Source organism: Candidatus Brocadiia bacterium (assembly GCA_041658285.1).
GTDB lineage: Bacteria > Planctomycetota > MHYJ01 > JACQXL01 > JACQXL01 > JBBAAP01.
This window is the reverse complement of the sequence record JBBAAP010000003.1, coordinates 205,375-230,419: the sequence shown is the minus strand read 5'-3', so window position 1 is coordinate 230,419 and position 25,045 is coordinate 205,375. Positions and strand designations below refer to the sequence as shown.

The window sequence follows — 25,045 nt, the reverse complement described above, 5'->3', positions numbered from 1 at the left end:
TTTTTATGATATCCGACAGCCGGGCGGGACAAGCTTGTCCGGCACCAGCGGGACGACCTCGGTTCCGGTCGAAGCGGCCAGAATCATAGCCTGGCTTTCTATTCCGCGGAGTATTACCGGCTCAAGGTTGGTCACTACCGCCACCGTTTTATTGAGCAGTTGCTCCGGAGTCAGGTAAGGCTTTAGCCCGGCGCAGCTCTGTTTTATCTCGCCGCCGATGTCTATCTTAATAAGATAAAGTTTGTCGGCGTTGGGGTGGTTTTCCACGGAAATAATCTTGCCGGTGCGCAGTTCCAGTTTCTTAAACTCTTCAAACGTTATCATATTCGCTCTCCTGTCAGTTTTATAAACAAACGCTGTTTAAAACTTCTCGCGCTGGGGCGTCATAATCGTGTCAGGCAACCCGTTTTTAGCCTCCCATTCGGCCAGCGAGACCACTTTTATCCGGTGTTCTTTAAGGTATTTTATCAAATCGGCTATATAGGCTGAGGCGGTCCGGTCGTGCATGAGGATTATGCCCCGCTTGCCATTGTCGAGGTCCGAGACAATGTTATTGAATATCTCCGAAGGCTTCAGGTTCGGCCGCGGTTCCGGGTTGATGTGCCAGAACACGTGCTTGTAATTATTTTCCTTGAGGTAAGCGGCAACCTCGGGGCTGATGGAACCGCCCGGACTGCGCACGTAGGACGAGGCGTCGTACCCGGAGACATCTTTTATCCGTTTCCGGGTATAAATAAACGAATCGGTCAGCTGGTCCCGGTTCTGCTTAAAGTATTGCGTGTGATTATAGTCGTGGACGCCGACAATATGGCCTTCTTCGAACATGCGCCTGACCCATTTGCAATAGCATTGGTAAGTTATGCCGGTGGAAACCTTTTTGGTATCTAGCTGCCAGCCCAGCAGGAAAAAGGTAGCCGGTGTTTTCTCGCGCTTCAGGACATCAAGGATTATTTCGGTATGCTCGGTAGTGGTGCCGTTGATATTGCGGTAAGGACCGTCATCGATGGTAAAAACGACTTCGCTTATTTCACCGCCGTTGCCGTTGGCCGGCAGTTGGCAGAACAGCGGTAATTGTTTTTCAGCGGTGATGTCCGGCACGGCATTGATGCGGGATAGCAATTCATCCTGGGTCCGAAGTTCTTTATTCGACGAGCTGACGTATAATCCGCCCAAAGCGGCGGCGATAAAAACAAAGATAACAAGCGACAGCGCTATTTTTTTCATTTGAACTGGTTGCCTATCTCTGTATTATCGGCAAATAATCATTTTCGACTTGTAAAATTATGCAGGCCATAGAAGTGGCGTATGTTTTCCCGACGTCATCAGCCCAGGAACCGTCGGCCAGTTGTTTGGGCAAGAGCTCTTTCTGTAAAAGCGGCAGGTAGGTATCCCAGTATCGGCCTCCGGCCTGGTGTAATGCCTGGGCGGTATAGTAATGCGCATAGAAATAGTGGTAATCGCCGTAAATGGGATAATACGGGTGCTTGCGCCCCTTGGAAACGATATCCATGATGAAATTAATCCCGCGCAGAACTTCAGGCGCGTCGTATTCGCCGGCGCACATCAGAGATGTAACTCCGGCCGAGGAAAGCGCCAGGCTTTGCCAACGGCTGCTTGGCAGCTGGTACTCGAAAGCTCCATCCTGGCGGGAACATTTCTTGATATAATTTATGGCGTTGTCAATGGTTTCCTTGGGCACGCTGATGCCGGCGTTGCGGGCGGCCCGTAGCGCCTGGACAGTCGTGACGGTGACGGAAATATCCGCGTCTATCGGCGCCGGCTGGTAACGCCAGCCGCCTTCGGCGTTCTGGCTGGAAACTATCAGGTACGCCGCCTTCTTGACCTTGTTCTTGATGTCCTCGCGGGGCGACATTCCGTACACTTCGGCTAAAAACAGCGTGGCAAAGGCGTGCTCATACATTCGGCTGCCGTGCTTGGTGATGTAACCGTCCGTGTCCCTGGAGCAGGACAGAACGAAGTCAACGGCCTTGGAGACTTCCTGTCCGTATTTACCCCGGCCCGGCAGATTGCCTTGGGCCATAAAAGCTATGCCGGCCAAGGCGGTGACCGCGACGTTTTCATTCTCGGGACCGATGTAACTCTCGTTGAGTTTATAGCCCACCTTACATATCCAGGCGCCATTGGGCTGCTGCGTCTGTTTAAGGTATGCCAAGCCTTTGTCCACAGAACTGGTTACCGCTTCGCTGTTGGGGACAAGGACCGGAGCCTTGGGCTCGGTTGCCGCGATGATCAATCCGAAAGATACCAGGCTGATAGCTATGATGTATTTCATACGAAAGCGCTTAATATGCCATATTCCCGGCGTTTTGTCAAATTATATCAAATACGGGGCGATTTCCGGTTTAGGCTGAATATTTATTGATTTTTATAAAAGATATGGTTATTTATTCGGAATGAAAGCTCTGGTAACGGGTGGAACTGGTTTTGTCGGAAGCCATCTGGTTGAGTCGCTACTCCAGCGCGGAGATGATGTAACCTGTTTGGTCAGACCGATAAGCAATCGCCGCTGGTTGCAAAACCTGCCCGTAAAATTTATTGAAGGCGACCTGCAAGAAATATCATTCCTTAAAGATGCCGTTAAAGGCTTTGATTATATTTACCACATCGCCGGGTTGATAAAAGCGTTTTCTTACGACGAATACGAAAAAGCCAATGCGACGCTGACTAAAAACCTGGGCGACGCCATAATTGAAAGCAATCCGGGAATCAGGCGTCTTGTTTACCTGAGCAGCTTGGCCGCGGCCGGACCGGCTGATGACGTCTCCGGCATTTCCGAAGACGACCGGTGCCGTCCGGTTACCGATTACGGGCTGACCAAGCTAAAGGGAGAAGAAGCGCTGAAAACATATTCCAGCCGCATTCCCATAACCATCCTGAGACCACCGCCGGTATACGGACCGCGTGATGACGGACTCCTGTTATATTTCAAGACGGTTAGCTATGGTTTTGTGCCTTATTTCAAGGCATCCCGGCAGGTAAGCCTTGTTTATGTAAACGATTTGGTTGAGGCTATTATAAATGCGTCAAGAAATGAGGCGGCCTCAGGAAATACTTATTTTATTGCCAACGAAAAACCATATGCTATAAATTATCTGGCTAAAATCATAAAAAAGGCGGTGAGAAATAACAAAATATCTTGCCCTTTATGGCTGCCTGATGTATTAATAAAGGGGTCTGCGACACTTTTCGAAATGGTCGCATACTTAAGCGGGCAACAGACGATATTTAACCGTCAGAAGGCGCGCGAGCTGACCCGTAATTTTTGGGTATGCCGCGTAAATAAAGCCGGGCGTGATTTTGGCTGGACGGCCCGGACAACGCTTGAGGACGGCGTCGAAAAAACCGCTGCTTGGTACAGACAACATAAGTGGATATAGAGTGAAGGAGGGGTAGCTTATGGCAGAGGATGCGGGACAAGTAAAAAAATATCACATCATAATTTCTACAGTAGATGAAAAATGGGTGGGTGGCATACCTGATATGGCAAAACAACTGGCGTCCACTTTCGGGATGAACGAAGAAGCTGCCGAACAAGTCTTAATCAGCGCGCCCGTTGCGTTCGTCACTAACATAAATAAAGACGCGGTCAGGATGCTTAAACCCGAACTGATAAAACTATCCCAAAAAGGCATAGAGTTCATCGTTTCGACTAAACTACCGCCGACCATGGCCCGGGTTATCTGGCCGTCCAAGTTTAATTTCCAGGAATTGCCAAACGGAAAAATAGCTCAATACGTTGATTTCCAGTGGCGGGGAAATGCATTTGTCTGCCCGAATTGCGGCGAAACATTTGTTTTCAAGCGCGTAGGCAACCCCTTTAACACTTTTATGAAAGCCCAGGAAAGCGCGGCGGCCGAACAGGCGGAAGGCCGGGTTGTCGAGGTCCAACCTATGGACGGCAGTGCCGAAGAAACGCAAACTGAAGAAGGTCCGGTAGCTGAACCGCCTCCGGCGGAGGGGGAAACGGTCGAGCCCACGCCAATAGAGGACGGCGGTGAAGAAGTTGAGATGACGCCGATGGATGAAGCGCCAGCTGAAGACGGCGTGGTCGAACTGGAACCGGTTGCCGAAGAAACTCCGGCTGAACCCGCCGCTGAGCCGGTAGATATTCTGCAGGAACAACCACAGCCTCGACAAACACCAGCCCCAAGATTAACAACCACCGCCAAAGCGCCGCCTAAAGAAGTTGTTATGGAAGCGGCCAGTACTGAAACAAACGAGTATTCTTTATTTTTAGCGGCAATCCCTCAGGCTAAAAAGGAAGAAGCGGCCGAGTTAATATCAGAAATCAAGGGTATACAAATAGCCCAGGCCAGACAAATGGCCAACCGGTCAATGATTCCGGTTTTAAAGGATGTTTCTGAAACTGTAGCAAAAGAATGCCTGGCCAGATTTAAGCAAGTCGGGCTGAACGGACAGATAATCAAGAAAAAAAGCTAGCCATGGGATTCGAACCCATAACCCCCGCTTTACGAAAGCGGAGCTCCACCATTGAGCTAGGCTAGCTAGAAACAAACAGAGTAATAACAGCGGTTTATAAAATAATATAAACTCTCAGTCAAGGAATTGTTTATGAAAGAAGTAATTATCGCAAGTGCAGTAAGAACACCTATCGGCAAGTTCCAGGGATCGTTGATGCCGTTTTCGGCTCCGGACCTGGGCGGTTTTGTGATTTCCGAAGCAGTAAAAAGGGCCGGTATAAAACCGGAACAGGTGGAAGAAGTCATTATGGGTAACGTGATTTCAGCCGGATTAGGACAAAACCCGGCGCGCCAGGCCCTGCGTAAAGGCGGGATACCCGATTCGGTTGGAGCGTTCACAATTAATAAGGTTTGCGGTTCCGGCTTAAAAACAATTATGCTGGGAGCCAACGCCATTCTGGCCGGCGAATATAATATTATTGTGGCCGGCGGCATGGAGAATATGACAAACGCGCCGTATATCCTGCCTACAGCTCGGTATGGGCAGCGCTTAGGCCATGGAAAAATGATTGATGCAATGGTTTTTGACGGACTTTGGGATATTTATAACGATTTTCATATGGGTCACACGGCTGAACTGGTTGCGGACAAATACGGGATAACCCGCCAGATGCAGGATGAATTTGCCATGAAGAGCAATCTTAAAGCGGCCAAAGCCATAAAGGAAGGTAAATTCAAACCGGAGATAATTCCGGTAAAAATAAAGCAGCCTAAAAAACCTGAACCGATTATTTTCGACACCGACGAGGGCGTAAGAGGAGATACGACAATGGAAAGCCTGGGCAAACTAAAACCGGCTTTCAAGGAAAACGGAACGGTAACGGCTGGTAACGCATCGCAGATAAGCGACGGGGCATCCGCAGTGGTAATAATGAATTCGCAAACAGCTATAAAAAACAATGTAATACCTCTGGCAAAAATAACAGGATATGCAACAGGCGGAATGGCACCAGAATGGGTGATGATGGCTCCGTTGGAAGCGATAAAGCGATTGCTTTATAAAACCGGGATGAAAACATCAGATTTTGATTTATTTGAAATAAACGAGGCGTTTTCGTCCGCAGCGGTTGCACTGACGAAAGAGCTCAATTTGCCGACAGACAAAGTCAATGTCAACGGCGGCGCAGTGGCTTTAGGGCATCCGATTGGGTGCTCCGGCGCACGCCTTTTAACTACAATTATTTATGCATTAAAAGATCAAGGAATGAAAAAAGGACTGGTTGCTCTCTGCCTAGGCGGCGGCAATGCGGTTGCAATGAGCGTGGAATTATGGTAAATATATCCAAATTAACCAGAAAAAGACTGGGAGAACTTCTTATCAATGAAGGTTTAATTACCAATGAACAGCTACAAGAAGCCCTTAAGGAACAACAAAAAGTCGGCGGAATGGTTGGCGAAGTTTTAATAAAACTTGGTTATGTTACCGAACTTGATATTGCTGCGGCGCTTTCAACTCAATTTGGATTACCTTACGTTAATGCAACAAACTACTCTATCACCAAGGAAGTATTTGGCCTTCTCCCTAAAGAATTTTTACTCCAAAACGAACTTATCCCGTTAGACAAAATTGGGACTATCGTAACCATTGCCGTTTCGGGAACGCTGAGCGAAAAAGTTTTCGAAGAAATAGAAAAAAAAACCGGTTGCCAGATATTTGTGTTTGTAAGCACGGCTTCACAGATAAAACAGGCAATCCAAGCCCAAAAATAATAAATAACCTATGGGAGCAACTCTTGATAAAAGAATAAGCAGCATTTTACTGAAACGCGGACTTGTTACCGCTGACCAGAATAAAGAAATACTAAAGAAAATGGAAGCGGACAAAATATCTTATGTGGAAGCGCTCGCTAAAAACAACATATTAACAGAAGACAAGGTGTTGTCCGCGCTGGCACTGGAAATAAATATCCCCCCGGTCGATGTCACTAAAATACAGCCGGACGATTCCATTATTCAAACTTTTCCCCAAGAAAAAATGAAGGCGTACGGAATTCTACCAGTTACCAAAATCAACGACATTATGACCGTGGTAATTGCCGACCCATTTGACCTGATGAAAATAGACGAGCTTAAAATAGTTTTAGGCAGCGAACTAAGATTAGTCCTTTCTACTGAACACGCCATAATGGAAAATATCCACCGGGTTTACAATCCGGGCGAAAAAGAGATGGAAAAAGCCCTGGAAAAAACTATTACCGACGACATAGAATTGACCAAGTTTGACATAGGGGAAAATGTGGATGTCGCGGAATTGACCTTGGCGGCCGAGGACGCACCTATTGTTAAATTTGTCAACATGATTGTATATAAAGCTTTAGAAGAGGGCGCCAGCGATATACATGTTGAACCTTATGAGAAAAAGGTTGCTGTTCGTTATCGCAAAGACGGGGTGCTTCATGAAGTTATGTCACCGCCCAAGAAAATTTTTAATGCCGTTTTATCCAGAATCAAAATAATGACATCCCTGGATATTGCCGAGCGCCGCATCCCTCAGGACGGGAAATTTCAGATTAAATATGAGGGCCGGCAAATAGACTTCCGTGTTTCAACTCTGCCAACAATTTTCGGAGAAAAAGTAGTTATGCGGGTTCTTGACTCTTCAAGCATTAATATGGGCTTGGATATCCTTGGATTTGAGCCTGAAGCTCTGGCGGCTTTCAAAAGAGCAGTTAATTCACCTTATGGTTTAATGCTTGTTACCGGACCGACCGGCAGCGGGAAATCAACAACGCTTTACTCGGCACTCAAAGAAATCATGTCTCCGGAAGATAATATCATGACGGTGGAAGACCCGGTGGAATATCAGCTGGAAGGCGTAGGCCAAATACCAGTTAACCCCAAAAGAGGATTTACATTCGCATTGGCGCTGCGCTCTATTCTCAGGCAGGACCCCAACAAAATCATGGTTGGTGAAATTAGGGACGGAGAAACAGCTGGCATTGCGGTTAAGGCTGCTATGACCGGACATCTGGTCTTGAGCACACTCCACACCAACGATGCGGCATCATCAATATCCCGCCTTATCGATATGGGTGTAGATCCATTCCTGGTATCTTCCGCCGTGCTTTTAATTGCAGCTCAAAGATTAGCTAGGAAACTCTGTCAGAATTGTAAAAAACCATACGACGAATTACCACCGATAGAAAAACTGATATCTATCGGGTTTAAACCGGAAGAATGCAAAAACATGACGCTTTATAAAGCCGTAGGCTGTCCTCGCTGCAATGAGGGCTATAAAGGTAGATTTGCATTCCTTGAAGCTCTTGAAGCTGATGATGAAATGAGAAGAATGATTATTAAAAGTGCACCAGTTATGGATATTAAAGAATATGCCATTAAAAATAGGAACATGGTAACGCTAAGACGATGTGGCCTCATGAACGTTATGCGCGGAAAAACAACTATTGAAGAAGTCTTAAGAATGACTGAGTTATAATTAGGCTATGATAACAGCTTCAGATAAAAAAATAAATAGTATTCTCCTAAAAAATAAAGCTATCAATCAGGAAAAATCAGACGAACTTCTGGGCATAGCGGCCAAGGAAAACAAACCCTTTATTGAAGTGGTTCTGGATAAAAAGGTCGTTGATGAACCGACTCTTCTCAGTTTTATTTCCTACGAAGTTAAATTGCCCCCAATTATAATCGAAAAAATTACTCCGGACGAAAAATCCCTAGAAATAATACCGGAAGATAAAGCCGCATATTATAATATTCTGCCAATATCTAAAATATCGAACATCTTAACCATTGCCATTGCCGACCCATTTGATGTTTTTAAGCTAGATGATATCAGGTTGAGAACACAATGTGAATTAAGGCTTGTGTTAACTCTTGAAAGGCAACTAAAAAGCGTGATTAAAAAATTCTATCATTCCGAAGAAGAAAAGATGAGTTCAATAATGGATGGTGTTACGGGCGGTCCGGAACTTGAATTAAGCGAAGCTGAGGCTGATATTGACGAAAACGTCGACCTTTCCCAAATTACTGACGAATCAGGAGATAGCCCGGTAATCAAGCTGGTTAATATGCTGATTTTTAAGGCCTTGCATGAAGGCGCTAGCGACATTCACATTGAACCTTATGAAAAAAGGGTTCGGGTAAGACTAAGGTGCGACGGCAAACTCAAAGAGGTCTTTTTCCCACCCAAAAGGCTGCACAATGCTATCGCGTCAAGAATAAAAATAATGTCTGGGCTTGACATATCAGAAAGAAAGATGCCTCAGGACGGCAAATTCCAAATTAAAATAGAGGGTCGACGTATCGACTTTCGCGTCGGAGTAACTCCTACGGTTCACGGAGAAAGAATTGTAATGAGGCTGCTGGATTCATCAAGCCTAAATCTTTCTCTTGATGATCTCGGATTTGAAGAAAATGCGTTGAGAGTATTTAAAAAATCTATTACTGCCTCATACGGAATGGTTTTAATTTCCGGCCCAACCGGGTCGGGAAAAACAACAACTCTTTATTGCGCCATAAAAGAATGCTTCGACCCGGAAGAAAATCTGATTACAGTGGAAGATCCGGTTGAGTATCAACTACCGGGAATAATCCAAGTCTCCGTCAACCCAAAACAGGGAATGACATTCGCCTCTGCATTACGTTCTATTCTAAGACAGGATCCTGACATTATAATGATCGGCGAAATGCGTGATTTGGAAACCGCTGATATCGGCATCAAAGCAGCTATCACCGGACACCTTGTTTTCAGCACTCTTCATACAAATGATGCAGTTTCTACGGTTTCTCGCTTGGTGGACATGGGTATTGATCCGTTCATGATTTCATCAGCCGTGCTTATGGTCGCGAACCAACGGCTTATACGAAAAATTTGCACTCAATGCAAAACGCCGATTCCAGCAAACGAAATGCCACCGCCCGAAAGGTTGATTTCGATTGGATTCAAGCCTGAAGAATTAAAAAACCTGACTCTCTATAAAGCGGCAGGATGCCCCAAATGCTTTGGAGGGTATAAAGGACGGGCTGCTATATATGAAGTATTAGAAATTACGGACGAAGTAAGGCGAATGATGATAAAAGGTATTTCCGTTCTTGAAATACGTGATTATGCCATAGAAAAATGCGGTTTGATTACTGTAAGACGGGGAGGTGTACTTAAAGCTTTGCGCGGGGAAACAACCATTGAAGAGGTTTTAAAAGCCACTTAATAATAGGAGATAAATTTATGCCTCAATTTAAATACGCTGCAAAAAAAACTGATGGAAAAACAGCCAATGGCACTGTCACGGCTACGAATATGGCTGAGGCTACTGCCAACCTAAAAAAACAAGGGCTAACGGTAATGAATATCAATCAAATCAAGGTTTCGGGGCAAAAAAGTATTTTCGCTTCATTATTGAAACCAACTCCAGCTAAACGCGCCTCAATGGAAGAACTGGTTATCTTTACCAGGCAGCTGGCAACAATGATTTCCGCCGGCATACCATTGATGGAGAGTTTGGAAGTTTTACAGGAACAAACTGATAACCCAGGATTCAAGCTGGTTCTCGCGGAAGTTGTAGAAAAGGTCAGGGGCGGTTCTGATTTTTCAGCCGCTCTTGCCGACCACCCTAAAGTATTTTATAAAATATATGTAAGCATGATTAAGGCTGGTGAAGCCGGCGGCCAGCTGGACAGTATTCTTGCCAGGCTTGCTGAATATATGGAAGCATCTCAAAAATTAAAGCGCGAAATTAAATCAGCTATGACCTACCCCATAATCTCTTTAAGCATGATTGTTCTGGTTGTAGTTGGGCTCCTTGTTTTTATTATTCCCAAATTTAAGCAAATTTTTGAAAGCATGGGTATTTCTATGCCACTGCCAACCCAAATTCTTATGGCAATGAGCACAATAATGAGAGAATATTTTTTAGTTGTTTTCCTCGTAATAGCAGCTTTCATTATTGGCGTAGTGTTGGCATTAAAAACAAAAAAAGGTCAGTACGTTTTTGACTGGCTAACTTTAAAAATACCAGTTATGGGTGAACTATTTAAGAAAGTTGCCATCTCGCGCTTCGCCCGGACATTCTCTACTCTTATTAAAAGCGGCGTTCCGATTCTTGGCGCATTAGAGATAGTAGCCGCTACTTCTGGAAACATCCTCCTTGAAAATGCGATAAATACCGCCAAGGACAGCGTTCAAAAGGGTGAATCGCTTAGTGAACCTTTAAGCCGCAGTCCGATTTTTCCACCTATGGTTACCAGGATGATCGGCATCGGGGAAAAATCCGGCGCGCTGGAAGCCCTTCTTGAGAAAATTTCGGAATTCTACGATCAACAGGTTGAAGCACTTGTCGACTCTCTTACCGCGATGATTGAGCCATTAATGATCGGCATAATGGGCGCTGTTGTCGGCGGAGTTGTTATCGCTGTTCTATTGCCCATATTTGAAATTCAGAAACAGGTTATGAATAAGAAAAAGTAAGACATGCTACGTAACCGCCTAAAATGGTTTTTATTTTATAGGCTCATTATCGCAATACTGGGCTTGGGCGCAATTTTAATATATCATCTAGGCCAACAGACTTATTCCCAGCATGCCTTACAGCCTAAATTCCCGCCTCATGTGCTTGGTGCCTATTTAACCCTTATTTTTACCTGCCTAATCAACCTGATATATATCCTCTTAATAAAATACCTGTCACCCGTACCAGAGACTCAGTCTGAACAAAAAATCCCGGGAAAAGAAAACGCCGCTCTCAGAAAACTTGCTTTATTCCAAATCGGAATTGATATTATCATAGAAACCCTGCTGGCTTATTTTACGGGCGGTTCGGGGAGTATCTTTGTAAGTCTTTATTTTGCTTCAATCCTAGCCGCTAATATGCTAGTCAGCCCCAGAATAGGCATGTTTTTTGCTTCAGTTTCAAGCACCCTTTTGGCCATAGTCACAATATTATACTCGCTAAGCGCCGCAGGACATTTTTCACTCCCTTTATTGCCGCCGGATTTTGTCAAAACTTCAGCACAAGGATTTAGGTTTCTTTTGCCGTATCTTTTCTTTTTCGTTTTGATTATTCACTTCGTAGCCTATGCAGCAGGCCGCTTGGTTAACGAGCTGGCTACGGAACGCTATCTCCGAAATGAACTGAAAAGGCGCACCGAAATGCTGGAAGTGCTCAAAGAAATGAGTATCGGCATCGCTCACGAATTGCGCAACCCGCTAACTGCAATTAAAGGAGCAGTCCAGAGTTTGTCCAAAAAAGCCTCATCCCCGCCCCCTAATCAATCTAACACCCAGAATATTTTAAACCGTAATACATCCGAACTTGATGATCAGAAACTGATAAATACCGTTCTTAAGGAAACAGACCGTCTTAATAAAATTATCAGCGACTTTCTTGATTTTGCCCGGGAACGGCCGGTATTAATAAAAAACATTAACCTAACCGAAGTAATTCAAGACGTGGTGATGCTTATAAAACAAGGTTCCAGGGTTCGGGACGGCAAAACAGGTGATTTGTTTGATATCAGCGTTGATGCCCCGACAAATATCAACTGCAAAGCGGATCCGGAACAAATAAAACAAGTCTTATACAACCTTATACACAATGCAGTCGAGGCCAGTTCTCCCGGGGGGAAAATAATAGTTAAGGCCTATTTAACGAATAGGCCGTCGCGAACTATCCGTGGCAATCAAAATCTCATAGCTATAGAAGTCATCGACTACGGCAAAGGTGTTCCTTCGGAAAACATGAAAAAAATATTTGAGCCTTTTTTCACCACCAAACCCCAGGGAGTTGGATTGGGTCTAGCCATAGCCCACCGCATTGTTCAATCCCATAAAGGCGAGATAACCGTAGAAAATATCGAACCAAAAGGCGCCAAATTCACCGTCCTTTTGCCGCTAAACTAACCATTTATGATGCTGCGTTGATGGGGAAGCAATAAAAAAGTATTTTGATTTATCTTGACAAACCAAATAATTATGATATTTACAACTACTTACTATGAATAACCCAAAAGCACCACAACAGGCACATAACAGACCGGCTACGGGAATAGTAAATAGAGTAGCCCCTCAACCAAAACCAGCCCTAAGAACACCGGTTGCCCCAGCAGTAAGAGTTGCTCCACCACCGGCAATCAGAAAGGCACCTGGAATTCAACCGGTAGTAACACAGGCAAGGCCGGCCGGCCTTGCGGCGCCGATTACCAGGATGGCTCCTCCTCCGCCACTGACAACCAGTCCTTCAGTTAACAGAAGAGTTCCGCCGCCGCCTCCGGCCCCGGTAAAAACAGTTCTAAGGCCGGCAACAACAGCGGCACCCACGGTAAGAATGCCGGCTCCGCCGCCCCTGACAGCCAGCACAGCGGTTAATAGGCGCCCATCTGCTATTCCACCGCCTCCGACAAAAGCCTTGACCACCAAGCCATCCGCGATAAAAAGCCCTTTTAAACAACCCATAAGAACCGAGCCGGAAGAAGACCCGAATACCGGCAATGAGCAAAAGAAAACCAGGAAAGAGACCAAAGATTACACGGTACAAATCGCCGCCGGTGTCGGAGCCCTAATCGTATTGGGAGCCATCTGGCTGTTTTTCAGTTCAAAGGCCGAAAAAAGATTCGACGCTATGGTCGTAGAGGCCATGGTAGTTTTAGAAAAAGCCCAGAAACAGGCAAAAGACAACGAATTCCAAAAGGCCAAGAGCACATATAAAGAATTCCTTAATGACCCCCGCTTCAATGATTACCCCAAAGATAAAAGGGAAGCTGTAAAAGAAGCCCTTAGCAAGGTTGAGAAAAGGATTGACCGGGAAGAAGATGCCCAGCGCATTCTGGACCCCATCCTCTCTAAAGCCAAAAACGCCGACAAAGAACAATTCCCCGATATAATCGAAGATTTAATAAAATTCATAAAAGATTATGGTGAAACCACTTCTGCCCAGAAAGCAACCGATGAAGTATCAAAATTAAGACAAAAGCAATCCGAAGAAAAAAAGGGGAATGCTAATGAGCTTTTTGCCAAGGTCCGGGTTGAAGCCGACGAATTAATCAATAAAGGAGATCCGGCCGGCGCACTGGAGAAATACCGGGCATTTACAAAAGAATACCCCGATATGGCCGGACCACTTAAGAATAAAATAAATAATGAAATGAAAGCCGTCAAAAAGCTGATTGCGGATAAAAAATAACAGATAAAATGCTCCTGAAGGGAGTGCCTAACACCACGTTTCCCAAAAAAGTTTACGAAATTATCAAAATAAAATGAACTTTTCCCCGTTTTTTACGTTTAATATAATAAGGGGAGCTAAATCCTCCTTGATAACCCATAAATAGAAGGAGGTCTGATATGGCACCAAATTACGGACAAGAAGTAGAAATCAAAGAAGGCTCTATCGCCGCCCATCTGCTGGATGAAAAGCTGGATATCGGGATGTGGCTCCAAGAGTCCGTACTCAAAATGGCACCAATGTGGTTGGCCTCTATAGCTTTCCACGTTTTTATCATTCTGGTGCTTTCCACCATCTCTACCGGCCCGGGCCATAAAATAGACGATTCTATTACGGTTGTTGACTTGGACAAAAAAATCCCTCCGCCGGTTGATGAAATAAAAGAAGAGTTCAAAGAAGAAGAAATAGAAAAGGAAACCGAGGAAGAAGAAATCCTCAAACCCGAGGTGGAGACAGAATCAGAAGAGGATACTGACAAGGATTTAACCCCTTCACCCTTGAAAGGTAAGGGCGTATATGACAGTATCGGTATCGGCGGCGGATTAGGCGGCGGCGGCGGACGTCGCGGCGGACGGAGAAAAAAAGCCCCGGCCGCAACCGAAGACGCCGTTCTGGCCGGCTTAATCTGGCTGGCCAAACACCAGAATCCTGATGGCTCCTGGGGCGCCAAGCGGTTCATGAACCAATGCAAGGGCGCGCGCTGCGGCGGACCGGGCGAAGAAGAATTCGACGTCGGCCTAACCGGCGTCTCTCTCCTGGCATTCACTGGCGCCGGATACACCCCGTCTTCCAAAGACGAGTACGAAGGCATTTGCTTCGGCGTAGTCGTTAAGAAAGCGGCTAATTTCCTGGTTGGAGTCCAAGACACCCAGGGCGCTTACGGCGGAGTAAAACCGGGCAAATTTATGTATAACCAGGCCATTGCGACTTACGCCGTCGCCGACCTTTACGGTCTGATCAAAGACAGCCCCAGCGGCGTTATATTCAAAGACGCCGCCCAGAAAGGCGTTGACTATCTGGTCAGCATCCAGAACCCGGGCAAGGCCTGGCGCTACCAGCCGCGCGACGGCCAGAATGACACCTCGGTTTCCGGATGGGCCGCCATGGCCATCAAATCAGCCCAACTTTCCGAACTTAACGTCGAACACACCGTTTTTGACAGCATTAAATCGTTTTATGACGATGTCACTAACCAGACCGACGGCGTGGTCGGTTACACCGAACTAGGCAGTGTGGCCGTTAAATCCAACGAAAGAGACCCTAAAATCCAGCCATCTATGACCGCCATCGGCATTATGGTCCGGGTCTTCATCGATAAGAACACCAAAGACCCGATTATCAAGAAAGGCGTGGACAGAATTCTTCAGGACCTGCCCACCTGGAACCCGTCAAAACTCGGCGAAATAGATTATTACTACTGGTTCTACGCGTCGTACTGCCTCAACCAGTTCGACGGCCCGGACGGCCCTTGCTGGAAAAGATGGAACGAAAAAATGAAAGAAGTCCTTGTTAAAAACCAGCACCCTAAAACAGACGGCTGCTCTTGGGGTTCCTGGGACCCGAATGACCGCTGGGGCGAAGAAGGCAGCCGGATTTATTCCACGGCCATCAACTGCCTGACCCTTGAGGTTTATTACCGGCTGGGTATAACAAGGTTGAAATAAAATCCAAATAGGTTAGGCGTTAACCATTTGGATTCTTTTACCTCCGAGCATGAATACAATCTACCTGGACCATTCCGCCACGACTAAAGTTCATCCCTTGGTAGTCGAGGCCATGAAATCCTGCTGGGAAACCGACTATGGCAACCCTTCGTCCCTGCATCATAAAGGCCGTCAGGCGCGCCAGTATGTTGACAACGCCCGCCAGAGTGTCGCCCAGCTGATTAACGCCGACCCCAAGGAAATCATCTTCACCGGCGGCGGAACCGAAGCCGATAACCTGGCCGTTTTGGGCGCGGTTAGCGCCCAGAAATCCAAAGGCAAGCACATCATCACCTCGCAGATAGAACACCACGCGGTGCTTAACACCTGCGTCCAGTTGTCCAAACAGGGCTACGAAGTCACTTTCCTGCCGGTCGACAAGCAAGGTGTCATTGACCCGGCCGACCTTAAAAAAGCCGTCCGCGACGACACCATACTTGTTACCATAATGCACGCGAATAACGAGGTCGGCACAGTCCAGCCCATCGGCGAACTGGCCGCCATCGCCGCCGCTAAAGGCGTCACCTTCCATACCGACGCGGTCCAATCCCTGGGTAAAATCAGGATTGACCTGGCCAAACTGCCCGTATCGTTAATGAGTTTCTCCGGCCATAAAATCTACGGCCCCAAAGGCGTGGGCGTTCTGTATATCCGCAAAGGCACCAAGATAACCCCGCTCCAACTGGGCGGGCACCACGAGTTCAACCGCCGGGCCGGCACCGAGAACGTGCCCGGCATCGTCGGCATCGCCCGGGCCATGGAGCTGGTCCATAAGAACCTCGAGGCTGATTCCGCCAGAATCGCCGAACTGCGCGACTACCTGGAAAGCCAAATCTCCTCGCGCATAACCGATATCCAGGTCAACGGCCACCGGACCAAACGTCTGCCCAACATGCTTAATATTACATTTAAATATGTCGAAGGCGAAGGCATCATCCTTAACCTCGACAGCTCCGGCATCTGCGTCTCGTCCGGCTCGGCCTGCACCTCGGAAAGCCTGGAACCGTCGCACGTACTCTCGGCCATGAGCGTGCCGGCCGAACTGGCCCACGGCTCCATCAGGTTCTCGCTGGGCAGGGAAAACACCAAGGCCGAAATAGAATTCACGCTTGATTGCCTGGTAAAAACCGTCCAGCGGCTCAGGGAGATGTCGCCGCTCTATAAAAAGAAATAATATATGCACGATTTGATGATTATCGGGGGCGGCCCGGCCGGGATGACGGCCGGCCTGTATGCCTGCCGGGCCGGGCTGAAAGCCGCAATGGTGGAAAAGGCCGCGCCGGGCGGGATGATAATCAACACCGACCATATCGAAAACTACCCCGGATTCCCGGACGGCATCAACGGATTCGAGCTGGCCCAGCTTATCGAAAAGCAGGCGGTCAAGTTCGGTCTTGAAATCATCACTGCCCGGGCCGGGCATATAAACGTAGAAACATCATCTTTCAGCCTGACATCCAAGGATAATCAAGCGCCCATCGCCCAGGCCAAGGCCGTTATTATCGCCAGCGGCACCACGCCGCGCTCACTAAAGGTGCCCGGCCACGACGCCTTTATTGGCAAGGGCGTTTCCTACTGCGGCACCTGCGACGGCCCGCTCTTTAAGGGCAAGACCGTTGCCGTCGCCGGCGGCGGCAACTCAGCGCTCGAAGAAGCCCTCTTCCTGACCAGGTTCGCCGAACAGGTCATCATCATCCACCGCCGCGACGAACTCCGCGCCTCGGATATCCTCAAGAAACGGGCTTTCTCCAACCCCAAGATAAAGTTCGTCTATAACGCCGTCATCACCGCCATCAACGGCCAGAAAAAAATAGAATCGGTCACCCTAGCGCCGGCACCCGACAAGCAGATTAAAACCGACGTTGCCGTCGCAAACAACAGCATCGCCGTTGACGGCGTCTTCATATTCATCGGCACCACACCCAACACTACCTGCATCCCGGACTCGGTCCGGACCGACAGCGAGGGCTACATCATCACCGACGTGGAGATGAAAACCTCGCAGGCCGGCATCTTCGCGGCCGGCGATGTGCGCAGCCAGTCCTTCCGCCAGGTGATCACCGCCTGCGGCGACGGCGCCCGGGCCGCTTTCTCGGCCCAGCACTACCTGGAAAACCTGTAAACACCTCCCCTTTTTTAATCCAACCAAAATAATCCAGCATTTTCAACTCCTCATCACCACACCTTAAAAAAACTTCAATAATTCTGAATAATAAAATGTTCCGAAGGATGCGCGCAGCGCCACTTTTTCCGGGGAAAAGTTCACAAATTCTCAAGAATAAATGAACTTTTTCCCGTATTTTACGTTTAATATATATAGGGGGGCGAATATACCCCCTGAGATTAACGCGAAAGGAGGCTTTTATGGTACACAGTTATGGGCATATAATAGAGGTTGAAGAAGGCTCTGTGGCCGCCCACCTCTTGGACGGCAAACTGGATATCGGGAAATGGCTCGAAACCACGGTCTTGAAGATGGCACCCATATGGATGGCATCCATCGCCTTCCATATCTTCATCCTGCTCATCCTGGCCGCAATACCGACCTCAGGAAAGGTTGTCATCCCTGACTCTATTACCGAGATAGATTTAACCAAACCGATACCGCCACCGCCTGATGTGTTGGAAGAGGTGTTTGAGAAACCGGTAATCACCAAAGAAAAACCGGTTGAAAAGACGGTGGAAAACCCCAACGAAAACGATGAAGTGAACGAGAACCCGGATGATATACAGACAAAATCCCCATTGGACGCCAAGGGCGTATACGATTCTATTGGTATAGGTCCAGGTTTAGGTGGGCACCGACCAGGTGGCGGTATAAGTGGTATTCCAGGAGTTACCACTTCAACAACTGTATCAACTCTAGCCGGACTGCTCTGGCTGGCCCGGCACCAGAACCCGGACGGTTCCTGGGGCGCCCAAAAGTTCCTCAACCAGTGCAAAGGCGCGCGCTGCGGCGGGCCGGGCGAAGAGGAGTTCGACGTCGGCCTGACCGGCCTGGCGCTCCTGGCATTTACCGGCGCCGGCTACACCCCGTCCTCCAAAGACACCTATGGAAACATCTGCTTCGGCACCACGGTCAAGAAAGCCGCCAACTTCCTGGCCGGCATCCAGGACTCACAGGGCATTTACGGCTCCGTCAAACAGGGCAAGTTCCTCTACAACCAGGCCATCGCCTCCTATGCTATGGCCGACCTCTACGGCCTGATTAAGGACGTCCCGGCCGGGCTGGCCTACAAAGACACGGCCCAGAAGGGCATCGACTTCCTGCTCAGCGCCCGCAACCCGGGCCGAGCCTGGCGCTACCAGCCGCGCGACGGCAACAACGACACCTCGGTCTCCGGCTGGGCGGCTATGGCCATCAAGTCCGCCCAGGGCTCCGACCTGACCGTCGACCCGGCCGTGTTCACCAACGTCCGCGACTTCTTCGACCAGACCACCAACCAGACCGACGGCGTGGTCGGCTACACCGAACTGGGCAGCGTGGCCGTCCGGCCCAGCGAAAAGGACCCCAAAATCCAGCCGTCCATGACCGCCATCGGCATTATGGTCCGGATATTCATCGACAAGAACGCCAACGACCCCGTCATAAAGAAAGGCGTAGACCGCATCCTCCAGGACCTGCCCAACTGGAACCCGTCAAGGCTGGGCGAGATAGATTACTACTACTGGTTCTACGCATCGTACTGCCTCAACCAATTCGACGGCCCTAACGGCCCCTGCTGGAAAAAGTGGAACGAGAAGATGAAAGACGCCGTCATCAAGAACCAGCGCCCGGAATCGGACGGATGCCTCAACGGCTCCTGGGACCCGATTGACCGCTGGAGCGACGAAGGCAGCCGCGTCTATTCCACGGCCATCAACGTACTCACCCTCGAGGTCTATTATCGCTTGGCTATCGTCAGGCCGGGCAGTGGCTCCGGCCACTGACCGGCCCGGGCGACCCTCGGCATCGGCCGGAATAATGTCTTGACTTCACGCCAGGCTTTTGCTAAATTCCGCTGATATGAAGTTTTCTAATGGCGATTGGAGTCTCGTCTTCCGCCAGGCGCCGGCCCTCTGGGTCACCGTCTTGGTCATCATCCCAGCCGTGTTGCTGGCCACCTATCTGGTCTACCGCCGGGAAAACACCTCGCCCCTGATGCGTCTCGGCCTGCTCGTCCTGCGAGCCAGCCTGTTCTTCATACTCGTCCTGATAATCTACCAGCCGGTGCTGTCCACCGAATACACCTTCCGGCGCGAATCCAACCTGCCCATCCTTATCGACGACTCGCTCAGTATGGGCTTCAGCGTCCCGGGTAAATCAGGCGGGAAATCACCCTCGCGCCTGAGCGCCGTGGAAAACGCCTTGCTCAAGCCGGACGACAAGGACAAGGCTAAACCGCCCGAAATCATCCGCAAATTAGCCGAGACCTACAAGCTCCGGCTCTATACCTTCGGCACCGCCGTCAGCCAGCTGCCGGCCGACGCCAAACCCGGGCTGGAAGCCCGGAGCGACGGCACGGCCATCGGCAACGCGCTGCTCGACGCCCTCAAGGACGTCAACGGCCACACCACCGGCATCATCCTGGTCTCGGACGGCCAGAACAACGCCGGGCTGGACCCGCTCGAGGCGGCCCGGATACTCGAAGACCGCAACGCCGTCTGCCCGATTTATACCGTAGCGCCGGTCCGGGAAGAACCCATCAAGGACCTGGAGCTGTCCGACCTCAAGGCGCCGGTCGTGGCCATCGCCCGGGATTTTATCTCGTTCGAATTCTCCGTCCGGGCTACCGGACTTAAGGAAGGCGAAACCGTCACGGCCAGCCTGTCCGAATCGCCGCTCGATACGGACGCCGGCGCCAAGTCGACCGGCCCGGCCGTGGCCGAGCAAATCCTGGCCATGCCGGCGGACGGCGCCAAGGCCGCCGTCACCCTCAAATACAAACCCGACAAGCCCGGCCGCTATGTCTACACCCTGAGCATCCCGGTCCAGAAGGGCGAAATCGTGGCCGAGAACAACTCGCTCACCCATTACGTCAACGTCATCGACAACACCATCCGGGTGCTCTATGTCGAGACCTATCCGCGCTGGGAATACCGCCGCCTCAAGAACTCGCTCATCCGCGACCGGACTATGAAAGCGGCCGTGCTCCTGCTCGACGCCGACCCGGACTTCCCCCAGGAATCATCACCCGGCATTGCGCCGGTGTTCGAATTTCCCCGAACCAAGAAAGAGCTCTTCGAATACGACGTCATCCTCTGGGGCGACGCCGACCCGATGCGCCTGGCCGACAGCCCGGCCGCCTCCGGCCAGATTGTCGAAAACCTCAAGAGCTTTATCGAGGATATGGGCGGCGGCATCGGCTTCATCGCCGGCGCCAAATATAATCCCGACTCGTTCCGGGGCACCTTTATGACCGAGCTCCTGCCCGTCGCCCTGGAAGACCAGTCCTACGCCATCAACGCGCTGATGCGCGAGGACGAAACCATCAAGGACGCATTCAAGATGAAACTGACGGCCGAGGGCAAGGCCGAGCCGCTGATGCAACTGGACGATAACGCCTTGTCTAACCAGCGCCTCTGGGAAGACTCCTCCGGCCTGCCCGGGATGATATGGTTCTTCCCGGTCAAGAAGCCCAAACCGGGCGCCCGGGTGCTGGCCGTGCATCCGCTGGACAAGAACAGCTTCGGCGAACGCGCCCTCATCGCCGTCCAGAACTACGGCAAGGGCCGGGCATTCTTCAGCGCCTTCGACGAAACCTGGCGCTGGTGCCTGTTATACGGCGACAAGTATTTCTACGCCTTCTGGAGCAACGCCCTGCGCTACCTGAGGGGCAGCCAGCTCACCGGCGACAAGCATTACCAGCTGGCCACCGACCGGCCCAACTATACGATGGGCGACCGGGTCCGCGTCTTCGCCCGGGTCTATGACCCGGACTACAACCCGCTGGCCGCGTCGTCTTACTCCGTCAGCCTGATTGCGCCGCCTGATAGGGATAAGCCAGCTCGCCCGAATGCCGAAGGCGGGCGGGCCAACCGGGTCGAGCTGGCCCTGGCCCAATCCAACAAGACCGGCTCGTTCGAGGGCTCCTATGTCCCAACCGTGGCCGGCAATTATTATCTGGAAACCGGGCCCAAGGAAAACCCCACCATCGTGGCCTTCAACGTCCGCTACCCGTCGCGCGAATACGAAAACCCCGGCATCAATGTCCGGGCCCTGCAGGCGTTAGCCGAAAAGACCAAAGGCGAGTTCCTCTACCTGGACCAGATAAACACCCTGGCCCAGAAAATAAAACCGTCCGCCGACATACTTTACACCGAGACCACCGAGAAAGACCTCTGGGACAGCCCGCTGGTCTTCCTGGCGTTCCTGCTTATCATCACCGCCGAATGGATAATCCGTAAACTGGCCCGATTAATATGAATATATTTGTAAAACTCAGCATCGTCCTGACTGTTAGTGCCGCTTCGACCGAAGGGAGTTAGCAGCACGTTATCCCCGAAACGAAGTGGAGCGGGGATCCTGCGAAACCTTGGAAGGGGAAAAGAACAATTATGAACCTATTCCTGCGTATAAGTATCATCTTAACTATCCTAATCATAATCGGGGCCGGGTGCAGCGCCACCCATACAACCCAATCCAATCAGGCGCGCATAGAACAGGTAATGAGGGAATTCCAGAACTGCATCAATACCATGGACTTCGCTAAAATCTACGAGATGATGTCCAATAAAGGAAGGGCCGGCCGGAGTAAAGAAGAAATCAGTAGTATGGCGACCCGCGAGCCGCCATCAGGTTTAAAAGTGAACATCGTCAAAATACACCGCATCACTGTAATAACTCCCGGCGCCCTGGCCGAAGCCATCATAACCATTGATGCCCTTTTCACGGATGATCCCGAGAATCCCAAGGAACGGTACGATTTAAAAGTCATCATCCCGTTTGAAAACGGCGACTGGCGTATCGGTGATATTTTTTCCGTTTCAATCGAAGACATCACAATAGATGAATTAATTAAAACAATTAATAGCTATCGAAATGCTATGGAAGACGGTTCAAATCTCCAGTCCGCACCGGTCGAAGATGCCATTCGCGAATTGGGCGAACTCAAGGCCAGCAAGGCCATCAAAACATTAATTGATTTTATGTGTTTCCTTATTGATGACGAGACATCGACAGGCGTATCTGGTCTTGATTATCAATTAATGATAGATGGTTTTCAATCTGCGGTTTACTTGGCTTTAACCAAAATAGGTCAGCCGGCCGTAAGTCCGCTGGTTACCGTACTGCGCTACGGCACATTCCGGGAACATTTCAACCCGCATTTAACAGAATCCGGGAAACAAGAACTAATAGAAGCCGAGAAGAAATTCAGCATGAAAGATTGGAGCAGCAACGGAGAAAAAGCCCGGTTTGCCAGAAAAGCCCTATATCTAATTGAAGGCAACCGTGCAATTAACACTCTGGAGCAAGCGTATAAGTTCGAAACTGACCAATATAAAAAAGGTAATTTAGCCGAGCAATTAGCCAAACTTGAGAAAGAAATCAAATCCGGGGAACTAAAGACGAAATAATATGAACCTGTTCCTGCGCATAAACATCACCCTTTGTACATTCGCTGCGCTCAGTATAAATGCCTTAGTGGCTAACGTCTACGCCGAAGACCAGCCACGGGCGCATATCCGGGTCAACGCCGAGGCCACCGCCACCCTGAGCCAGGCCGGCCAGGCCGCCGATGCGGCCAACTGGGTCCAGGCCGCGGTCCTCTACCAAAAGGCATTGGAACAGTACGGCGACTACGTCGTGCCGGCCGAAACAAAAGACTCCGCCGGGCTTTACCGCGGCGCGCGATATGCCGCGCTCCAGGGACTGCGCGATATGCCTTCGGCCGGGCGCAAGGCATACCAGTCTATGTTCGACCAGCCGGCCCGGACGCTCTTCCAGGCCGCACAATCAGCCGGACCAAACGGCATCAAACAGCTGGCCGAAATAACCGAGCGCTACCTCTTTTCATCCTCAGGCCCGCGGGCGCTGGCCATCCTCAGCGCCGACTGCCTGGAACAATCCGACATCACCGGCGCCGAACATTACCTCGACCAGGCCGTCTGGCTCTACGGCCAGGGGCCGTATCCGGACGCGCTCAGATCCAATATGGAACTGCTGGCCAAGCTCAAGGCGCCGGTCGCCCAATCCGAATCCGCCGGCAACGACTGGCCGGCCTATTGCGGCAACAGCGGCCGCAACCTGCCGGCCCGGGGCAAACTGCCGCTGGCCCAGATGCCGCCCCTGGCCGGGGTCTTCCCGGATAACACCGACCCGGGCCGGTTGCTCCCGCCCGCGCCCAATCCCAACGTCTATAACCCGTATTACCGGCCCCAGAACTACGACCCCAACGCCTACCTGCCGTATTTCCCGGTGGTCAAACGGGAGCGGATATTCCTGGCCACCGGCTCGGCCGTTTACGCATTCGGCATCCCCAAACCGCCCCAACCCGTCAGCCCGGCTGCTACTGCCGCCGCCGGACTGCCTAACCGGCTCAACCCGCTGCCCGCGCTCTGGAAGTTCGAGATACCCCGCGACGACGCCGTCCGGTTCTTTTTCGAGAACCGCGTCATCTGCACCGCCGCGGCCGCAGGCGACCGCGTCTACGCGCCAATGATTACCGCCTACGCCGGGCACGAAACCCAGCTCGGCTTCCTGGACGTCAAATTCCCCTTCCCCAACCGGACCCTGTTCTGCTTCAACGCAACCAACGGCAAAATTATTTGGAGTTCGGAAAAGCTGGCCAAGGTCTCGTTCAGCGTAGCACCGGCCGTGGAGAACGACAGCCTCTACGCCGGCGGGGTCAAGGCGCCACAGCAGACCGACCTGCCCGAGCATTACGTCTACTGCCTCGACGCCGCCACCGGCGCGCTCAAGTGGCAGACCTTCATCGCGTCGGGTATGCTCGAAACCAACCTGTTCAACAACCCCAGCCGCGAGCCCGTCAGTTCGCCCGTAACCATCGCCGGCGACACCGTTTACTACTGCGCCAACATCGGCGTGGTGGCCGCGCTGGACAAATACAACGGCGCCGTCAAATGGATCAGCTACTACCAGCAATATAATATTCCACCGGTCCGGCAGGACTATACCCCGGTCCAACTGCCGCTCAACTGGATAAACAACCCGGTGCTCAGCCACAACGGCTGTGTCTACGCCGCGCCCATAGACTCGCCCTATTTGCTGTGCTTGTCCGAAGCCGACGGACGGCCGCTCTGGCGCTGGGACGGCGAGGAAATCGGCGGCACCCGTTATATCCTCGGCGCGCGGGAGAATCAGTTGGTTATCTCCGGCAGTTCAGCCGCGGCCAGCCTCAACGTCGAAAAGCAGGGCAAGCCCGAATGGGTCATCGCCAACCACCCCTTCCGGGGCAAAGGCCTGATAGCCGACGGCCTGGTCTACCTGCCCACGCTCAACGGCCTGCTCGAGGTCGGCCTGAAAAACGGCACGATACTTAATCTGGCCCAGTGGTCCAACCCGCAGGAATGCGGGAACCTGGTGCTGACGCCCGGGCTGTGTCTGAGCGCATCGGCCGGCCGGCTCAGCGCCTACCTCCCGGGGCAGGCGGCACTTCCGATGACGGCTCCGGTGCCGGTGCCGACTAAACCCGAGCTTAAATAGGACCCGCCCCAGACAAAGGAA

General features: G+C 50.7%; 20 protein-coding genes and 1 tRNA gene. 16 read left to right on the top strand and 5 right to left on the bottom strand.

Going from position 1 to position 25,045, the window contains the following annotated elements:
• Positions 1-3: 3 nt before the first annotated feature.
• From WC980_04830 to WC980_04820, 3 genes are read right to left on the bottom strand one after another with little or no spacing between them, the layout of a single operon-like run.
• Positions 4-324 carry a hypothetical protein gene (locus WC980_04830; GenBank protein MFA5794375.1) on the bottom strand — a complete coding sequence of 107 codons (321 nt, stop codon included), beginning with the start codon at positions 322-324 and terminating at the stop codon, positions 4-6.
• A 36-nt stretch (positions 325-360) separates the two neighbouring features.
• Positions 361-1,224, bottom strand: coding sequence for a polysaccharide deacetylase family protein (locus WC980_04825; protein MFA5794374.1), 864 nt, complete (start codon positions 1,222-1,224; stop codon positions 361-363).
• A gap of 13 nt (positions 1,225-1,237) precedes the next feature.
• The gene (locus WC980_04820; GenBank protein MFA5794373.1) at positions 1,238-2,293 is read right to left on the bottom strand and encodes a prenyltransferase/squalene oxidase repeat-containing protein; all 1,056 of its coding nucleotides are present in this window, start codon (positions 2,291-2,293) and stop codon (positions 1,238-1,240) included.
• A gap of 121 nt (positions 2,294-2,414) precedes the next feature.
• Here WC980_04820 and WC980_04815 point away from each other — a divergent pair, with 121 nt between their 5' ends.
• Positions 2,415-3,398, top strand: a complete 984-nt coding sequence (locus tag WC980_04815) for an NAD(P)-dependent oxidoreductase (GenBank protein MFA5794372.1) — start codon at positions 2,415-2,417, stop codon at positions 3,396-3,398.
• 19 nt (positions 3,399-3,417) lie between these two features.
• The gene (locus WC980_04810) at positions 3,418-4,461 is read left to right on the top strand and encodes a hypothetical protein (GenBank protein MFA5794371.1); all 1,044 of its coding nucleotides are present in this window, start codon (positions 3,418-3,420) and stop codon (positions 4,459-4,461) included.
• On the opposite strand, the gene WC980_04805 is transcribed toward WC980_04810, so the two are convergent.
• Positions 4,456-4,527, bottom strand: a tRNA-Thr gene (locus WC980_04805). The two genes, WC980_04810 and WC980_04805, sit on opposite strands and share 6 nt — an antisense overlap.
• Before the next feature lie 66 nt (positions 4,528-4,593).
• On the opposite strand from WC980_04805, the gene WC980_04800 reads away from it, so the two are divergent.
• From WC980_04800 to WC980_04775, 6 genes are all read left to right on the top strand, one after another.
• Positions 4,594-5,778, top strand: coding sequence for an acetyl-CoA C-acetyltransferase (locus WC980_04800; protein ID MFA5794370.1), 1,185 nt, complete (start codon positions 4,594-4,596; stop codon positions 5,776-5,778).
• Positions 5,772-6,212: a hypothetical protein gene (locus tag WC980_04795; GenBank protein MFA5794369.1), complete on the top strand. Its 441-nt coding sequence runs from the start codon at positions 5,772-5,774 to the stop codon at positions 6,210-6,212. The genes WC980_04800 and WC980_04795 overlap by 7 nt, the downstream gene beginning before the upstream one ends.
• Before the next feature lie 10 nt (positions 6,213-6,222).
• Positions 6,223-7,938 carry an ATPase, T2SS/T4P/T4SS family gene (locus WC980_04790; protein MFA5794368.1) on the top strand — a complete coding sequence of 572 codons (1,716 nt, stop codon included), beginning with the start codon at positions 6,223-6,225 and terminating at the stop codon, positions 7,936-7,938.
• Between the two features lie 7 nt (positions 7,939-7,945).
• Positions 7,946-9,670 (top strand): ATPase, T2SS/T4P/T4SS family, encoded by a 1,725-nt coding sequence (locus WC980_04785; protein MFA5794367.1) that lies wholly within the window; start codon positions 7,946-7,948, stop codon positions 9,668-9,670.
• A 17-nt stretch (positions 9,671-9,687) separates the two neighbouring features.
• Positions 9,688-10,926 (top strand): type II secretion system F family protein, encoded by a 1,239-nt coding sequence (locus WC980_04780; GenBank protein ID MFA5794366.1) that lies wholly within the window; start codon positions 9,688-9,690, stop codon positions 10,924-10,926.
• A 561-nt stretch (positions 10,927-11,487) separates the two neighbouring features.
• Entirely contained in the window at positions 11,488-12,357 is an 870-nt protein-coding gene (locus WC980_04775) for an ATP-binding protein (GenBank protein ID MFA5794365.1), read from the top strand.
• Between the two features lie 249 nt (positions 12,358-12,606).
• Here the strand turns inward: WC980_04775 and WC980_04770 are convergent, their stop codons facing one another.
• Positions 12,607-12,909, bottom strand: coding sequence for a hypothetical protein (locus tag WC980_04770; GenBank protein ID MFA5794364.1), 303 nt, complete (start codon positions 12,907-12,909; stop codon positions 12,607-12,609).
• Here WC980_04770 and WC980_04765 point away from each other — a divergent pair.
• The 8 genes from WC980_04765 to WC980_04730 all read left to right on the top strand — a co-directional run bounded on the left by WC980_04765 (position 12,863) and on the right by WC980_04730 (position 25,024).
• Positions 12,863-13,636, top strand: a complete 774-nt coding sequence (locus WC980_04765; protein ID MFA5794363.1) for a hypothetical protein — start codon at positions 12,863-12,865, stop codon at positions 13,634-13,636. The genes WC980_04770 and WC980_04765 overlap by 47 nt on opposite strands.
• A gap of 158 nt (positions 13,637-13,794) precedes the next feature.
• The gene (locus WC980_04760) at positions 13,795-15,339 is read left to right on the top strand and encodes a prenyltransferase/squalene oxidase repeat-containing protein (protein MFA5794362.1); all 1,545 of its coding nucleotides are present in this window, start codon (positions 13,795-13,797) and stop codon (positions 15,337-15,339) included.
• A gap of 49 nt (positions 15,340-15,388) precedes the next feature.
• Positions 15,389-16,552, top strand: a complete 1,164-nt coding sequence (gene nifS / locus WC980_04755; GenBank protein ID MFA5794361.1) for a cysteine desulfurase NifS — start codon at positions 15,389-15,391, stop codon at positions 16,550-16,552.
• A gap of 3 nt (positions 16,553-16,555) precedes the next feature.
• Positions 16,556-17,500 (top strand): thioredoxin-disulfide reductase, encoded by a 945-nt coding sequence (trxB, locus tag WC980_04750; protein MFA5794360.1) that lies wholly within the window; start codon positions 16,556-16,558, stop codon positions 17,498-17,500.
• 242 nt (positions 17,501-17,742) lie between these two features.
• Positions 17,743-19,308: a hypothetical protein gene (locus WC980_04745; protein MFA5794359.1), complete on the top strand. Its 1,566-nt coding sequence runs from the start codon at positions 17,743-17,745 to the stop codon at positions 19,306-19,308.
• A 76-nt stretch (positions 19,309-19,384) separates the two neighbouring features.
• Positions 19,385-21,784: a hypothetical protein gene (locus tag WC980_04740; GenBank protein ID MFA5794358.1), complete on the top strand. Its 2,400-nt coding sequence runs from the start codon at positions 19,385-19,387 to the stop codon at positions 21,782-21,784.
• A gap of 131 nt (positions 21,785-21,915) precedes the next feature.
• Positions 21,916-22,935 (top strand): hypothetical protein, encoded by a 1,020-nt coding sequence (locus WC980_04735; protein MFA5794357.1) that lies wholly within the window; start codon positions 21,916-21,918, stop codon positions 22,933-22,935.
• Between the two features lies 1 nt (position 22,936).
• Entirely contained in the window at positions 22,937-25,024 is a 2,088-nt protein-coding gene (locus tag WC980_04730) for a PQQ-binding-like beta-propeller repeat protein (GenBank protein MFA5794356.1), read from the top strand.
• Positions 25,025-25,045 lie beyond the last annotated feature (21 nt).

Bases quoted from the DNA above. Each gene is read 5' to 3' on its own strand.
- WC980_04785 (MFA5794367.1), top strand. From the start codon at position 7,946: ATGATAACAGCTTCAGATAAAAAAATAAATAGTATTCTCCTAAAAAAT.
- WC980_04740 (MFA5794358.1), top strand. From the start codon at position 19,385: ATGAAGTTTTCTAATGGCGATTGGAGTCTCGTCTTCCGCCAGGCGCCG.
- WC980_04780 (MFA5794366.1), top strand. From the start codon at position 9,688: ATGCCTCAATTTAAATACGCTGCAAAAAAAACTGATGGAAAAACAGCC.
- WC980_04735 (MFA5794357.1), top strand. From the start codon at position 21,916: ATGAACCTATTCCTGCGTATAAGTATCATCTTAACTATCCTAATCATA.
- WC980_04745 (MFA5794359.1), top strand. From the start codon at position 17,743: ATGGTACACAGTTATGGGCATATAATAGAGGTTGAAGAAGGCTCTGTG.
- WC980_04790 (MFA5794368.1), top strand. From the start codon at position 6,223: ATGGGAGCAACTCTTGATAAAAGAATAAGCAGCATTTTACTGAAACGC.
- WC980_04820 (MFA5794373.1), bottom strand. From the start codon at position 2,293: ATGAAATACATCATAGCTATCAGCCTGGTATCTTTCGGATTGATCATC.
- WC980_04830 (MFA5794375.1), bottom strand. From the start codon at position 324: ATGATAACGTTTGAAGAGTTTAAGAAACTGGAACTGCGCACCGGCAAG.
- WC980_04810 (MFA5794371.1), top strand. From the start codon at position 3,418: ATGGCAGAGGATGCGGGACAAGTAAAAAAATATCACATCATAATTTCT.
- trxB (MFA5794360.1), top strand. From the start codon at position 16,556: ATGCACGATTTGATGATTATCGGGGGCGGCCCGGCCGGGATGACGGCC.
- WC980_04795 (MFA5794369.1), top strand. From the start codon at position 5,772: ATGGTAAATATATCCAAATTAACCAGAAAAAGACTGGGAGAACTTCTT.
- WC980_04730 (MFA5794356.1), top strand. From the start codon at position 22,937: ATGAACCTGTTCCTGCGCATAAACATCACCCTTTGTACATTCGCTGCG.
- WC980_04770 (MFA5794364.1), bottom strand. From the start codon at position 12,909: ATGGGTTGTTTAAAAGGGCTTTTTATCGCGGATGGCTTGGTGGTCAAG.
- WC980_04825 (MFA5794374.1), bottom strand. From the start codon at position 1,224: ATGAAAAAAATAGCGCTGTCGCTTGTTATCTTTGTTTTTATCGCCGCC.
- WC980_04800 (MFA5794370.1), top strand. From the start codon at position 4,594: ATGAAAGAAGTAATTATCGCAAGTGCAGTAAGAACACCTATCGGCAAG.
- WC980_04815 (MFA5794372.1), top strand. From the start codon at position 2,415: ATGAAAGCTCTGGTAACGGGTGGAACTGGTTTTGTCGGAAGCCATCTG.
- nifS (MFA5794361.1), top strand. From the start codon at position 15,389: ATGAATACAATCTACCTGGACCATTCCGCCACGACTAAAGTTCATCCC.
- WC980_04760 (MFA5794362.1), top strand. From the start codon at position 13,795: ATGGCACCAAATTACGGACAAGAAGTAGAAATCAAAGAAGGCTCTATC.